General features: G+C 58.7%; 13 protein-coding genes and 1 pseudogene. 5 read left to right on the top strand and 9 right to left on the bottom strand.

Going from position 1 to position 14611, the window contains the following annotated elements; translation table 11 throughout:
- The 6 genes from THISIDRAFT_RS11490 to argS all read right to left on the bottom strand — a co-directional run.
- Positions 1-897 (bottom strand): Rpn family recombination-promoting nuclease/putative transposase (locus THISIDRAFT_RS11490; protein ID WP_221914003.1); only part of this gene is annotated, 897 nt, incomplete at its 3' end.
- A 158-nt stretch (positions 898-1055) separates the two neighbouring features.
- Positions 1056-2312, bottom strand: coding sequence for a Zn-dependent hydrolase (locus THISIDRAFT_RS11485; RefSeq protein ID WP_006788572.1), 1257 nt, complete (start codon positions 2310-2312; stop codon positions 1056-1058).
- Positions 2305-2751: a hypothetical protein gene (locus THISIDRAFT_RS11480; protein WP_006788571.1), complete on the bottom strand. Its 447-nt coding sequence runs from the start codon at positions 2749-2751 to the stop codon at positions 2305-2307. The genes THISIDRAFT_RS11485 and THISIDRAFT_RS11480 overlap by 8 nt, the downstream gene beginning before the upstream one ends.
- Positions 2752-2858: 107 nt before the next feature.
- Positions 2859-3605, bottom strand: a complete 747-nt coding sequence (locus THISIDRAFT_RS11475; RefSeq protein ID WP_006788570.1) for an RNA methyltransferase — start codon at positions 3603-3605, stop codon at positions 2859-2861.
- A 7-nt stretch (positions 3606-3612) separates the two neighbouring features.
- Positions 3613-4353, bottom strand: coding sequence for an SPOR domain-containing protein (locus THISIDRAFT_RS11470; RefSeq protein ID WP_006788569.1), 741 nt, complete (start codon positions 4351-4353; stop codon positions 3613-3615).
- Positions 4354-4357: 4 nt separating this feature from the next.
- Positions 4358-6118: an arginine--tRNA ligase gene (gene argS / locus THISIDRAFT_RS11465; RefSeq protein ID WP_006788568.1), complete on the bottom strand. Its 1761-nt coding sequence runs from the start codon at positions 6116-6118 to the stop codon at positions 4358-4360.
- 300 nt (positions 6119-6418) lie between these two features.
- Between argS and THISIDRAFT_RS15475 the strand changes: the two are divergent.
- A pseudogene (locus tag THISIDRAFT_RS15475) lies at positions 6419-6562 on the top strand (transposase); the annotation flags it as partial.
- A gap of 11 nt (positions 6563-6573) precedes the next feature.
- Here THISIDRAFT_RS15475 and THISIDRAFT_RS11460 read toward each other — a convergent pair.
- From THISIDRAFT_RS11460 to THISIDRAFT_RS11450, 3 genes are all read right to left on the bottom strand, one after another.
- A complete protein-coding gene (locus THISIDRAFT_RS11460) occupies positions 6574-9939 on the bottom strand; it encodes a glycosyltransferase (RefSeq protein WP_006788566.1) in 3366 nt (1121 codons plus the stop codon).
- A 59-nt stretch (positions 9940-9998) separates the two neighbouring features.
- Positions 9999-10853: an endonuclease/exonuclease/phosphatase family protein gene (locus THISIDRAFT_RS11455; RefSeq protein ID WP_006788565.1), complete on the bottom strand. Its 855-nt coding sequence runs from the start codon at positions 10851-10853 to the stop codon at positions 9999-10001.
- A gap of 150 nt (positions 10854-11003) precedes the next feature.
- Complete coding sequence (locus THISIDRAFT_RS11450; RefSeq protein ID WP_006788564.1) at positions 11004-11636, bottom strand: c-type cytochrome; 633 nt, start codon at positions 11634-11636, stop codon at positions 11004-11006.
- A gap of 132 nt (positions 11637-11768) precedes the next feature.
- Between THISIDRAFT_RS11450 and yihA the strand changes: the two genes are divergently transcribed.
- The 4 genes from yihA to THISIDRAFT_RS11430 all read left to right on the top strand — a co-directional run.
- Positions 11769-12473 carry a ribosome biogenesis GTP-binding protein YihA/YsxC gene (yihA, locus tag THISIDRAFT_RS11445; protein WP_006788563.1) on the top strand — a complete coding sequence of 235 codons (705 nt, stop codon included), beginning with the start codon at positions 11769-11771 and terminating at the stop codon, positions 12471-12473.
- A gap of 15 nt (positions 12474-12488) precedes the next feature.
- Positions 12489-13103, top strand: a complete 615-nt coding sequence (locus tag THISIDRAFT_RS11440; RefSeq protein WP_006788562.1) for an ABC transporter ATP-binding protein — start codon at positions 12489-12491, stop codon at positions 13101-13103.
- Positions 13104-13320: 217 nt separating this feature from the next.
- Positions 13321-13788 (top strand): hypothetical protein, encoded by a 468-nt coding sequence (locus THISIDRAFT_RS11435; protein WP_221914002.1) that lies wholly within the window; start codon positions 13321-13323, stop codon positions 13786-13788.
- A 333-nt stretch (positions 13789-14121) separates the two neighbouring features.
- Positions 14122-14611 (top strand): BRO-N domain-containing protein (locus THISIDRAFT_RS11430; RefSeq protein WP_006788840.1); only part of this gene is annotated, 490 nt, incomplete at its 3' end.

Here is a 14611-nt window from a genome sequence, read left to right as displayed (position 1 = left end):
TTCTCTGGCCGCCCTTTCCTGTTCCTTCGCCGCCCGTTCCTGCTCTTCCCGAACCTGCGCCAACGCTTCCCGCCTCCGCGCCTGCTCGGCCTCTGCCTGCAGTTGCTCCGCCTCCACTCGCCGCCGCTCAGCTTCAACCTGAAATTGCTCCGCCTCCACTCGCCGCCGCTCCGCCTCGGCCTGCAGTTCTTCTAAATGGCGCTGAATACTGCGCTGTTCGCGCAGGTAGTTTTGCCGGGCCTGATAGGCATGATAGGCACGGTCTTTTTCCGAAAAGCGTTTTAAGGTGCTCATGGCTTGCCTCATTTCGTCGGTGTCCATCCAGGCGGGGAGGGCCTCAGCATTGAGCTGTTCGCCATCCTGGAAGAATTTGAGCCAGCGGTGTTGTTCGGTTTGGACGGTGTGGATGGGATGTTTGTTCAGTTCCAAAAGCCAGATGCCGCCGTGCTCAATAAATCCCCGCCCGGCGCTGTCGCGCAGGCGAAAGTCGTGGATGGCCTCGGGACGCTCGGGTAACAGGGTTTCTCCCAATAGCCAGATGGCATAGGTGGGTTTGAGCTGGCCGTAGTCCTGACCGGTTTTGAGTTGGGCGCTGTAGAGGTCTGTCCAGGTGTAGAGGATGCGGGCGGGGAGGTCGCGGTGGCTGAGGAGTTGGATTTCGATCTGGTAGAGATTGCCGTGTTGGTCACGCGCTTTGACATCGACGATGCTGAGTTTGTCGTCAAGGAATTCTTTGTCGTTGTAGGGGTTGAGGATCTCGACTTCGGTGATGGGGGCCGGCAGGGCGCTGTTGAGGTTGGCGTTGAGAAAGTGAATCAGCAAAGCGCGGTTGTCCTCGGCGCCGAGCAGGGCTTTAAACACGCAGTCGATTTTGGGGTCGATGGGGTGGTGGTTCATGGTGAGGGAGTTTAGCCGGGTGAGGGTGTCTGGGCAATGGGTTGGAGCATGGAGTACCCGCTCTGCTTGACGTGGCGGCGGCTTCTAGCCGTCGCTTTTTTGCAGCGGCATCAAGATGATGCCGCTACGTTTTTATGCGGAGCCGGGGCTGTGCGCTCTCAGTGGCGGGCGGGTTCGGCGGCGAGTCCCAGGGTGACCTGGAGCAAAAGATTTGCGCCGCGTTCGATGTCTTCCCAGGCAGTCCATTCTGCGGGGGAGTGGCTGCGGCCTTCAATGCTGGGGACGAAGATCATGCCGGTGCGGGCGATGCCGGCCATGATTTGTGCATCGTGGGCTGCGCCGCTGGGCAAGCGCAGGTGTTCGATGGCAAGGGCGTCGGCGGTTTCGCTGATCAGTTGGGCAATGCCGGCATCACAGCGACGCGGGGGGATGGCGGCGAGGACTTCAAATTCAAACATGAGCTTGCGGCGGCGCGCCAGAGCGGAAAGGGTCAGGCGGAAGGCATCCGCCAGGGCGGTGAGGGTGGCGCTATCGGTGTCGCGCACATCCAGGGAAAATGTGACGCAGCCGGGCACGGTATTGGCAGCACCGGGCTTGAGTTCGACACGTCCAATGGTGGCGCGGCTGTATGGGCCGCCATGTTCTTCTAAAATGCGGTTGATCGCCCCGGCAAACTCGGCCAGCCCCTGAAAGGCGTCCACGCGCATGTCCATCGGGGTGGTGCCGGCATGGTTGGCCGCGCCGAGCAAGCGCACTTCCCATTTAAACAGGCCGGTGATGGCATCAACCACGCCCACGGAGATGCCTTTGCGATCCAGCACCGGGCCTTGTTCAATGTGCAATTCCAGATAGGCATGGATGCTTTCCGGGGCGCGGCGCGCAAACAGCGCAGCATTGGCATCCAGCCCCCAATGTCCCATCGCATCGCGCAGGGTGATACCTTCCAGGTCGCGGGCGGCGTGTATCAGTGCCGGGGTGAGCTGACCGGCAATGGCCTGTGAGCCAAATAAACCGCCAAAACGCCCTTCTTCGTCACTGAAGCTGATGACTTCCAGCGGGTAATGCAGTGGGATCTGTGCCTCGGCAATGGTAGTCAGGACTTCAAGCCCCACCAGCACGCCCAGGGCCCCATCTAACGGCCCGCCACCGGGCACGGTATCCAGATGGGAGCCGATCATGACGCTGGGGCGCTGGCCGTCCCAGTCCAGCCGTCCGTGCAGGTTGGCGGCGCCGTCTTCATACAAATCCAGACCGGCAGCATTGATTTGTTCGCTAAACCACTGCCGGGCCGCCCAATCAGCTTCGCTAAAGGCCATGCGGTGAATGCCGCGATCCTCCGCCTGGCCGATATTGCCTAGCGTCTGGATGTTGCGCTGCAGGCGGCTAAAATTGATGGTTAAGATGGGCTTAGACATGGCGTTGTCTCGTACCGAATGCAATGACGATGAGCAGGGCGGCAAATACAACCGCGCCAAGGGCAAAAAAGCTCAAAGCGCGCCCCAGGCTGTGATGCTGTACGGTCACCGCCACGATGTCGCTCAACAGCGCGGGGTCATCATCGGCCTGGGGCGGGGTGCTGAGGCGGTAATAATACACGCCATCCGCTCGCCCACTTTGCACACTGGCGGTATCTGGCCCACTGTAAAGGACACGGTAATCATGAAATTCCGGGTGCTGTGATTCGTGCAGCTCGAAGTGGCTGTGTGCAGATCCCTCCCAGCTCAGTCGATAAAATCCGGCGGTGGCCAGCTCCGGGCTGACGGTTAAAGACAAGGTGCCCGGCTGGGCCAGCGCGAGGGCAGGAATGAGTAAGGCGCTGAGAACGAAGATGCGGATTGTTGCGTGCCAGTTCATGCAAAAGAACCTCCGGGATTGCAGCAGGCGGGCGCTTCGCGCATAACGCACGGCCAGCGCCTGCTAAATGAACGAGCGGCTTACCTTAACATCACCGCGAGACTGGCTCAAATGGCACGGTTTTTGGTGCGTAAGGTCTGGGTCAAGATGCCGCGCAGAATGTTGATTTCTTTGACGGAAAGTGGGGGTTGGCGGCCATACAGGCGGCGCAGGCGGCGCATCAGGTGTTTGGGGTTTTGCGGATCGAGAAAGTCGATGGCGATCAGGGTGTGTTCCAGGGCTTGATAAAAATCTTCCAGTTGTTGCTGTGAGGCGGGCTGTTCATCGTCGGGCAGTGGCGCAGTGGCGGTGGCTGCGCTGGGCTGTGCATCGGCAGCCAGACGCAGTTCATAGGCCAGGATTTGCACCGCTGCGGCAAGATTTAAGGACGGGTAATGTGGATTGGCGGGGATATTCACCAGGGCCTGACATTGGTCGAGTTCCGCGTTGGTCAGGCCAATGCGCTCACGCCCAAAGAGCAGGGCCACCGGCCCGTGGCTGGCCTGTTCCAGTAACTGTGCGGCGGCTTGCCGGGGGCTGAGTTGTGGCCAGCGCAGACTGCGCAAGCGTGCGCTGGTGCCGATGACCCAGTGGGTTTGCGCCAACGCCTCGGATAAGTTTTGATAGACCTGCGCCTGTTGCAAGACATCATCAGCACCGGAGGCCATTGCCAGGGCTTCTGCGCTGGGGTGGTGTTTGGGCTGCACCAGTTTGAGGGTGCCCAGGCCCATGGTTTTCATCGCCCGTGCTACCGCGCCGATATTCCCCGGATGGGAGGTGTGGCTAAGGACGATCTGGACATGAGTTAACGGCATCTGGTCATTAACCGGAATCAGGCAGACGCAGTAACATGGTCTGCACCTGATTATTGCTCAGCCGTTCACGCACCCGATCCACCTCGCTGCGGCTGTTAAACGGGCCAATATGTACCCGATGCCAGGTGTCGCTGTTGACCGTCACTTGCTGAATCTTGGCCTCAACCCCTAACAAGGCCAGGCGGGCACGCAGGCGTTCGGCTTCCTGATGCTGACGAAAAGAACCCGCCTGCAGCATGAAGCGCTCACGCGAAGCGGCTGCCGGTGGTGTGGGCGCTGCCGGGGTCGCAGGTGTGGCCGTCTCGCGGGGTGGACGCACCGCCGCACTTTCACCACCGGGCGTGCTTTGTGGCGGGGCAGTCTGTCCCGCCGGGGGTGGCGTTGTCGGCGGTGTGGCGGGCGGTGGTGCAGGACGCGCCGGGGCTGTTTCCGGAATGACCACCTCCAGCTCTGGCAACAAGGTATAAAACTCAAACTGCGGGCGCTGTGCTTCCGGACGCGTAGTTGGTGCTGTGGCAGGCGGTTGCGGCGGTGCATAACTGCTCACCGGCGGCGGGGCCTGCATCGGCGGCTGGCTGGCGACACCGGGGGTGGGTGTGCCACTTTGCCCCTGAAGCGCGACAATTAAAGCCACCACCAAGCCACCGGCCAGACCCACCAGCCCCCAGACCCAGCCGGGCAATGCAGCAGAGGACTTTTTGCGGCTACGGCTTGACGCTGTGACGGTATTTTTATAGTCGCGGGGCATGGTTTTACATCTCCTCGGGCGCACTCACCCCAAGCAATTCAAGCCCATTGGCAATGACCTGACGCACCGCTAAAATCAAAGCAAGGCGGGCATTGCGCAAGGGCGCATCATCGACCAAAAATGGATGGGCGTTGTAATAGGTATGGAAGGCACAGGCCAGATCGCGCAGATACTGTGCCAGTTGGTGTGGCTCCTTGTTCAGGGCGGCGGCTTCCAGCACCTCCGGATAACGCGCCAGAGCTGCCAGCACATCTTCTTCGTGCGGCGCCTGCAGGCGTGCAAGGTGCTCAAGCCCCTGGGCCAGGACAAAGACCTCGCCTTTGGCCTGAAGCTGGCGCAAGACACTGCACACCCGTGCATGGGCGTATTGAATATAATACACCGGGTTATCGGCTGACTGGGATTTGGCCAGATCCAGATCAAAATCCAGATGCTGCTCGCAGCGGCGCATCACATAAAAAAAGCGCGCCGCATCTTTGCCGACTTCCTCACGCAGCTCGCGCAGGGTGACAAAACTGCCTGAACGGGTTGACATCTGCACCCGCTCACCGCCGCGATACAAAATCGCAAACTGCACCAGCAACACATCCAGGCGCCCGGTTTCCATGCCCAAAGCCTGCAACGCCGCCTTCACACGCGGCACATAGCCATGATGATCCGCTCCCCAGACATCCACCACCTGCGCATAGCCGCGCTCGAATTTATCCAGATGATAGGCGATATCCGAGGCAAAATAGGTGGTTTGCCCGTTTTCCCGTTGCACCACGCGGTCTTTTTCATCGCCATAGGCGGTGGAGCGAAACCACCAGGCCCCTTCATGCTCATACAAGGCATCCTGCGCCCGCAGCCGATCCAGCACCCGGTTGACCGCCCCATTTTCCGCCAGGGAACGCTCGGAATACCAGGCCTGGTATGTAATGCCAAATTGCGCCAGGTCCTCGCGGATATCTTCCAGAATACGGCTTAGACCCAATTCAAACACGAAGCGATAGCGGTTTTCACCCAGCAATTCCCGGCCGCGCACAATCACCGCATCAATATAACGCTCTTTATCCCCGCCGTCGAACTCATCGGGCGGCAGATCGTCCAATAAAGCGGCGGCCGCCACCGCATAGCTGTGCGCATGTTCGGCATACAGCCCCTGAGCAATCTCGCGCACATATTCGCCCCGGTAGCCATTGGCCGGAAAGGGAATATCCTGCCCGCAGAATTGCAGATAGCGCAGCCACACACTGACCGCCAGAATATCCATCTGACGCCCGGCGTCATTGACATAATATTCCCGATGCACGCTAAAGCCGACCGCTTCCAGCAAATCCGCCACCGCCGCACCATAGGCGGCACCGCGCCCATGACCGACGTGCAAAGGCCCGGTGGGATTGGCCGAGACAAACTCAACCTGCACCCGCTGCCCCTGTCCCAAATTAGAGCGGCCATACTGCGCGCCCTGTTCATGAATCAGCGGGATTACTGCCTCACGCGCCCGCGCACTCAGGAAAAAATTGATAAACCCCGGCCCGGCAATCTCGACCTTTTCCACTAAAGTGGATGCCGGAAGATGATCCATAAGGCGCTGTGCCATCTCGCGTGGCTTGACACCCGCCGCCTTGGCCAGCTGCAAGGCCAGATTGCAGGCAAAATCGCCATGCGCCTTATCCTTGGTGCGGGTCAGATGGATGGCCATCTCCACCCCAGCAGGCACCATGCCTTGGGTTTGCAAATGCTGCAGAGATTGTTGCAGTAGGGCCTGAAGAGAAGCTTTCAAGGTTAGCAATCCGGGGACAATGAATGGAAAATAACAGATTGACCGCACAAAAAACGGTCATATCCGTTTAAACGGCTATTTTATCGACAACCGCCGTGGGATAGAAGGGTTAGAGCACCCGGTCAGCAAGAACGCCGCTCATCCGCGCCATCAGCGCATCGATGCATCGTCGTCGGGAGTGCGCCCGCCCTGGATCCGAGCTTATGGGGCGTTAACAATTACTAATTTTTATGTGCCTGATGTAGCATAACGGGATTTGGAGGGATAACGAATGCCCCGACTCATGCTGCGAGATGACCCATGGGAGAGCTTGAACCGCTTCTCCCTGGCAAAGTAACCGACTGCGGTGTGACCGCCAAAGATAACCGCCGCTTTATTGAAGCGGTCCTGTGGATCGCGCGCACCGGGGCGCCTTGGCGGGATCTGCCGGAATGCTTTGGACGCTGGCACACGGTTTACATGCGATATAACCGGTGGTCGAAAAAGGGGGGTTGGCAACGCATTGCCGAGACGTGGGCCGATGATCCTGATCTGGAGCCGTTGATGCCTTGGGCAACCCTTGTTTGGCTGGCCTGATTGTTAACGCTCCTTACGTTTGTGTAGGTATTGCGAAACGGCGAAAACAGGGTCTGCAACATGGCATGGGCCGCCTGTTCGGGGAAATATTGGGCAGCGTCTTGCAGGGCGCGTTCGATGAGGCGGGTACGCAGGGCGCTGTCTTCAATCAGCTGCATCAGTGCCTTGGTGCAGGCAGCCTCGTCCTGGGTATCGACCACCAGGGCATTGTCCTGATCTCTGGCATAGCTTAAGGCGCCACCTTGTGCCGGGACAATGACAGCGGTGGCACAGGCCATGGCCTCCAGGGCGGCCAGTCCCATCGCCTGATAATCAGAAAAATCCACAAAGATGTCGCTTTCACTGAACAGTTGCGCCATCTCGCAGGCGGTTTGTTTGCCCACACAGCGCCACGGCTGCGCCGGCGGCAGGTCTGCAAAAATGGCATGTTCCGGGTTTTCACCAAAAAGCACAATTTCCACGGCCTTACCATAGCGTTTGGCGATTTTTTGCAGGATACGCAGGGTTTTTTCCGGGGCACGGCGTGGCGTGGTAGGTCGGATCATCGCGCTGATGCGCAAGGGTCCGGCAGGCCAGCAAGGCTGTTGGCGGGGGCGGGGATAGTACAGATCTACGTTCAGACTTGGCCCAATCACAGTACAGTCTGCACCGGCGTGGGTGTGCAGCATCTCCTGGTTCCACGCGGTTTTGCAAAAACGGCGTAGCGGTTGCTGATAGGAGGCGAGGGCCTCCTGGTATTGGGCGCTACCTGCCGGGAAAAAATACGGCTCAAAATCCTGGATGTAATAAGCCAGAACCGGCGGCTTTGCCTGTTTGGCGCAGGCTGCAATCCAGGGCACGGTAAAAAATACTGTGGCAATCACCGCATCAAACCCGGCGCAATACGGTGCAAGATTATGCGCATCCTCGGCATAGATCACCGGCACGCTGAGGTAAGGATGCTGGCGTGAAAAATGCTCGCGGTGACGCTCAAGATTGAGGAGCTGGGCATCCACGCCCATGCGGATCAGTGCCTGGGCCTCGTTAATGATGATATTGCCACCGCCGCCCGCATCCAGAACGGGCAGGATAAATAATACCCGGCGGCCTTCAAAATCCCGCCGTCCTTGGTGCAGTTGTGCGTGACGCGCTGCCAGGGTCTGCATCCGGGCACGCACGCCCAGCCACACCAGATCATGCTGGCAGCGGTGTACCCCGTCGGCAATCTGTGCAGCATCATGTTTTTGCGCCAGAATCTGGTCAGCTCGCGCCGCCAGTTCGCGCCGCCGGGCGGTGGAGTAGCTTTTGGATTGCGCATGATAAATGTACACATCATCAGCCACCGCCAGGGCAAAACCCGCTTGCCGGGCGCGCAGGCAGTAATCGTTTTCCTCACCATAGCCTTGCGCAAAATGGCTTTCATCAAACAGTCCGATCTGCTCGATAACGGCGCGCTTGATCAGCAGGCAAAAGCCGTTGAGAAAGCCGATGTGTGGATAGATACGCTTGGCAGCGTGCGCCACCCGGTCAGCCATTGCCGCCACGGATAGATCGTCTGGCAGGGGATTGCTGGCCCAGTCGCCGTCGGCATTGAAGATTTCGGGAATGGACTGCCACGAGGCGGTGTTGCTTAGCGGCCCGACCAGACCAATGGCGGGGCTTGCAACGGCGCAGGCCAGCATCCGCTCCAGCCAGTGACGGCTGACGATGGTATCGCTGTTTAGCAAAATGACAAAGGCTTGATGCGTGGCCCGCAGTCCCTGATTGGCCGCCAGGGTATAGCCCTGGGCCTGCTGATTTTCCAGCAGCATGGCGCCGTGAGCCTGCGCAAAGCGGCGCAGATACTGGCTAGTTTCCGCTTCAGAGCCGTCATTGACCAGAATCAGCTGATAGGGGGGGGAGCTGTAACGCAGTACACTGCTCAGGCAACGTTTGACATCTTCCAGGGCATTGTGAATGCACACAATAATGGCAACGTCTTCATTGAGGCGGGTCACGCTCGTTGTATGCTGACAGGGCGGCGTGATGGGCACCTCGGGGGTGTTCGATGCTGGGTGTGACAGGTGCAACTGGACCCGACGGAGCAGGCCGGTAAACCCATGACGGTACAAAACCTTGGCGGTTTTTTTGAGGAGCCAGCCGCTGCCTTTCAGCAATCCGCCCTGACCCAGCGCAATCCGCCGCGCCCGTACCCACGCCCGCTGTCCATTCTGACCAAGCTGCTTGAGGGCGCGCAGCGGCTTGGTCAGCCGCCAGGAGCTGGAGGCATACAGGGCGCTGATATGGTTTTGCGCCTGCGCCAGTGCCCACTCGCTTTGCTGTAATTGCTGTCCCAGGCGCGCCAGTTCCGCCTGATACCCGGCGCGCTCGGCACGAAAAGCCGCCTGCAGGCGCAGATGTTCCAGGCGCTCCTGCCGGGCCTGTTCCAAGGCGTGTTCCAGGCCGGTGGCATGGGCCTGTGTCTGGCTTAAGTGCTGTTCCAGATCACGAATCCGCGGGGAGCGCTGCCAGGCATAGTCCAGCATCTCTGCCCACTGGGCACCTGACCACTGCAGGCGCCACTTATCAAAGAAAGCGGCACGGGATTGTGCAATCACTGCCAGATCGGGCTCAATCCCAAAACCAGAGGCCCCGGTATTGTGATAACAGGCGCTGAGCTGATCCACATGGGCAAAATCGGTATGCTGCAACAGACACAGCCAAAAATCCCAGTCTTCGTAGCGATCCAGGCTTTCATCAAAACAACAGCCTGCTTCATACAGACTGCGCGCAAACAGCATGGCATGGATAGGGATATGATTTTCCAGTGGCAGTCGCAGACGCTCAAAAGGGGTATTGAGGACAACCTGAGGGCCTTCCGTGCCATCTGGATAAAAATGGCGCACCAGAACACCGGCGTAAGCAGCACGGTATTGCGGATGTTGTTGCAGCGTGGCGACCAGCGCACTGATGTGCTGCGGATAAAAAATATCATCATCATCCAGAAAAATCAGATAAGCGCCGCTGGCCTGCGCCATGCCAGCATTGGCCGCCCGACTGCGTATCAGGCGATGACCTTCATTCACCACCCGCAGCCTGAATGCGCCACACGCGGGCGGCAGCAACAACGTGCCGGTGCCGCTGGCATCGACGACCACTACCTCAATGGCCGGATAATCCTGTGCGGCAATGGAATCCAGTGCCTGACTGAGCTCAGCACGCCCCAGGGTACGCACAATGACAGAAACCAGCGGCAGGGAATCCGGGGAAGCAGGTGTTGATGGCATGAATAGATGATCTGCAAATAGGGAACGCCGCAGCAGCGGTGTGCATCAAAAAATGCCGCTTAGGCGTAGCGACTGTCCATATACGAAGGCGGAGGTACCCGCGTTGCTAAGGAGGCGGTATCGCTTAGGCTGAATTCTGCGGGCAGGAGGATTTCAACGCTGATCGGTAAATGATCCGAGTAGTTGACGTTATAGGCACGCGCCTGGGTGATCTCCAGTCCGGGGGTACAGAGAATATAGTCCAGAGCCTGTTGTGGTCGCCAGCTGGGATAGGTATTTGACAGCGTACTCGGGCTTTGCAGGCCCGTGGTGTAGAGCAGGCGCTGAATCTCGGTGGAATGGGCAGGGGTGTTCATATCCCCCATCACCACCACATGCTGATGTTCGCGCAAGACCTCGGCGATATACTCCAGCTGCATCCGCCGGGAACGGCGTCCCAAGGAAAGGTGTACCAGCACAACCACGAGGGTCTGTCCGGTATAAGGATTGCCAAAATGGGCTTCCAGGGCGCCGCGACCGGGAATCGAGCTGGGCAGTTTGTGGGCAATCACCGTGTGGGGCTGATAACGGCTCAACAGTCCCAGGCTGTGTTTGGCCAGTTGACCGAGGTTACGATTGGTGCGGTGATACCAGTGCGGAAAAGCGGCGCGCTGGGCCAGATATTCGGCCAGGTTGATGAAATTGCTGCGCAGACTGCCGGCATCAAGTTCTTGCAGGCCGACAATATCAAAGGCATTGATAAAGCGCGCGATACTGTCCAGATTATCCAGCCGCCCGCCATAGGGCAGGAAATGCTTCCAGCTATTGGTCAGATAGTGGCGGTAACGCTGTGCGGCGATACCAACCTGAATGTTATAGCTGAGGATCTTAAGCCTTACCCGTTCAGAGTCTGGAGCAAAACCGATAGGCAGCATGGCAATGGGGTCTCGATGGTCCGTGTACATGCGTGGCGGCATCATCTTGATGCCGCTGTATGCTTTAGCGAACGCAAGATGCGCCTGCCACTTCAGCGCACAGGATGCCTTATGTAAGGTGACTCACCCTGTGCGGTCTAAACGCCTAAACTAATTGGGGAAGCGGGGCAGAATGTGGGCCATGTACTCCGCAACCGCACGGATTTCTTCATCACTCATTTTTTGCGCAATCCCCGGCATGATGTTTCTGGTGTCGGTGATGCGGGTGCCATCGCGATAGTGCTCAAGCTGGGCGATGTTATACATGGCATGTTGGCTACCCACCGCAGGATACACCGCAGCACGATCACCGGCGCCATTAGGTCCGTGACAGGCAGAACAGGCAGTCAGGCCGGTGGCGCTGTTGCCGCCCAGATACACCTGACGACCCAGATCCAGCAACGCTGGGTCCATACCCATGCCGGGGGTGGGAATCTGGGTGGCATAAAAAGCGGCCAGATCGCGCATATCCTGATCACTTAAAGGCTTGGCCTGATCTGTCATCAGCGGGTCCTTGCGGCGCCCTTCTTTATAATCCAGCAGCTGTTGATAGGTATACTGCGCGCTTTGTCCGGCAAGGCTAGGCCACTCTGGATTGAAGCTGTTACCATCAGGGCCGTGACAGGCCATACACACACCCGAGATACTCTGTCCGCGTTCGGCATCACCCGATTGCGCCAGCAGCGGCGCAGACATGCTGATGCCCACACAGGAAATCAGCGCCATCAGTACAGATTTTTTCATCAACTTTTTTCTCCCGAAATACCCGTTAAAAACATCCGGTATCGTTATCAGTTTGGCAAAATAAACCCAGCGGCGGTGTTGGCTGCGAATGCATCAGGACACCGGCCACCTATCCACTTTTGGACCCTAAAAATGACCGCATTGTATACCATAAACCGCACCGACTCGCAAAATACTTCCCCCGCCAGCCTCGCCAGGCGCAATGCCGTAGAGGCCTGTTTTGCGCGGGCCACGTTCAGTCTGAGTGCCGCCGCGCTGAGCGGGCTGCCCAGCGATACGGGCACCGAGGTAGCCTTTGCCGGGCGTTCCAATTCAGGCAAATCCAGCACCCTGAACCTGATCTGTCGCCAAAAATCGCTGGCCCGCACCAGCAAAACCCCAGGCCGCACCCAGCTGATCAACTTTTTTACCCTCAGCGAACAGGCCCGGCTGGTCGATCTGCCAGGCTATGGTTATGCCAAAGTGCCCGAGGCCATGCGCCAACGCTGGGGCGCCTTGATGCAAGGCTATCTGCAAAAGCGCCAAAGTCTGCAGGGGCTGATGCTCGTTATGGATATTCGCCACCCTTTGACCGATTATGATGCGCAGATGCTGGCATTTTGTCAGGCCAGGGCCTTGCCGGTACATATTCTGCTCAACAAGGCGGATAAATTACGCCGTGGCCCCGCCAAAGCCACCCTGCAACAGGTCAGCAAAGCACTCAAAGCCCAGGGGATGGCCGCCAGCGTACAGACCTTTTCCGCCAGCCAGCCCGAGGCCGGCACTTTGGATCAAGCCTACGCCGTCCTGCACCGCTGGCTGTTTGCTGAACAGGCCCATAATACTGTCACGGAATAATGCGGGATAGCGCGCATGTCCTTACTCACCATCAAACAGCTTGGCCTGCACCACATCGGCCCGATCAGCCTGGAACTGGCACCCGGTCAATGCCTAAGCCTGGCTGGGCCCAGCGGTTCCGGCAAGACCCTGTTATTACGGGCCATTGCCGACCTGGAACCGCACCGTGGAGAGATTTATCTGGATGGCCAGCCTTGCCACAGTCTGCGTGCTCACCGCTGGCGTCAACAGGTGGGCCTGCTGCCCGCAGAAAGCCAGTGGTGGCGAGAGCGCGTTGGTGATCACTTTGCGCACGGACAAGATGTGATCCATTTGGAGGCACTGGGTTTTGATCAGGCCGTCCTGGGATGGGATGTTGCGCGCTGCTCCACCGGCGAACGCCAGCGCCTGGCCCTGCTGCGACTGCTGCAAAACCGGCCCCGCGTCCTGCTGCTGGATGAACCCACCGCCAGCCTGGACAGCCAAAATGTCGCCCGTGTGGAACAGCTCATTGCCCGCCTGCGCCAGGAGTGGAACCTCGCGGTCATCTGGGTCAGTCATGATGCCGAGCAAATGGCGCGGGTGGCAACCGATCATCTGCACTTTAGGTCTGATGGGCAACTACAGAAAGGGTACGCAACGTCACTTTAAACGTTCAGGCGGCGCTGCGCGCCAAGACTCTCCCCCTGCCAAGGGGGAGTACCCCCGCAAGGGGGGGGAGGGGGTCAAAAAACCACCCATAACCACCCCGCCCCTACGGGGCACCCCTCCTTGAAAAGGAGGGGAGTTTTTTTATGCAGAGCCGGGGCTGTGCCGCCATACGCCAAGCCATTGCCCAGACACCCTCACCCGGCTAAACTCCCCCGCCATGAACCACCACCCCATCGACCCCAAAATCGACTGCGTGTTTAAAGCCCTGCTCGGCGCCGAGGACAACCGCGCTTTGCTCATCCACTTTCTCAACGCCAACCTCAACAGCGCCCTCCCCGCCTGGATGGACACCGACGAAATGAGGCAAGCCATGAGCACCTTAAAACGCTTTTCGGAAAAAGACCGTGCCTATCATGCCTATCAGGCCCGGCAAAACTACCTGCGCGAACAGCGCAGTATTCAGCGTCATTTGGAAGAACTGCAGGCGGAGACAGAGCAACTGCAGGCTGAAGCTGAGCGGCGGCGAGTGGAGGCCGAGCAACTGCAGGCAGAGGCGGAGCAGGCGCGGAGGCGGGAAGCTCTAAATAACAGGCGGTTCCCCTGCCGTCGATCACCTCAGCGGCGCTTTACACAACCTCACCGAAGCCCCTGGGAGCGCGTAGCACCAGCTACGCATATCTTTTAAACCCCGCGAGGCCTGCGGCCTCGATGCGTAGCTGGTGCTACGCGCTCCCAGGGGGCTTGTGTTTGCGTGGTGGGCGGGGTAGAGTAGCCACGCGGTGGCCGTTACGGCTGCTGCGCGGGATTAGCCTCCCTTTCACTAAGCAGACACCCCCGCTGCTTCGGCAGCTTTTTTGTGTCTGTCATCTTTCTGCGTGCTTCTCGCTCCATGCGGGTGGCTGTATGTGGGCGTCTTTGGACGCGCCAGATTTAGTGACTGGTAGGCTAACCCATACAGTCGCCTGCGCCCCTTCCGGGCACAGGTTCTCAAATGAACGTGTATGGAGTTAGCCAATCAATGAACACCGTTAACCCTTCTGTGATTCCCTTTCAGTTCGATCATCTTGACATCCGTGTTTTGCTGCTGGACGGCCAACCGTGGTTTATTGCCAAGGATGTGGCCGTTGCGCTGGGCTATCAAAACACAAGCAAGGCGATTAGTGATCATTGCAAATATGCTAAGTCTTTGAATTCATTAGAGGTAACGAATCGTTACCTCTATATAAATCAACAATTTAGCTTTGATCATAAAACCAAACTCATCCCCGAACCTGACGTTTACCGTTTAATTCTGCGCTCAAAATTGCCCAGCGCAGCGCGCTTTGAGGCGTGGGTGATGGAAGAGGTCTTGCCGATGATCCGGCGCACCGGCGGCTATTCTGGTATACCTGACACACCTGCCGACCGCCGCCACGCGCCCGACATCGAAACCCACCTGACCCAGGCGGTGGATCACCTCAGCGGCGCTTTACACAACCTCACCGAAGCCCTGCAACAGGCCCAAGGCC

Origin of the sequence: Thiorhodospira sibirica ATCC 700588, from assembly GCF_000227725.2 — a bacterium.
Lineage (GTDB): Bacteria > Pseudomonadota > Gammaproteobacteria > Ectothiorhodospirales > Ectothiorhodospiraceae > Thiorhodospira > Thiorhodospira sibirica.
Note: the sequence above shows the minus strand (reverse complement) of the source record. Positions and strands in the feature narration are given on the sequence as shown.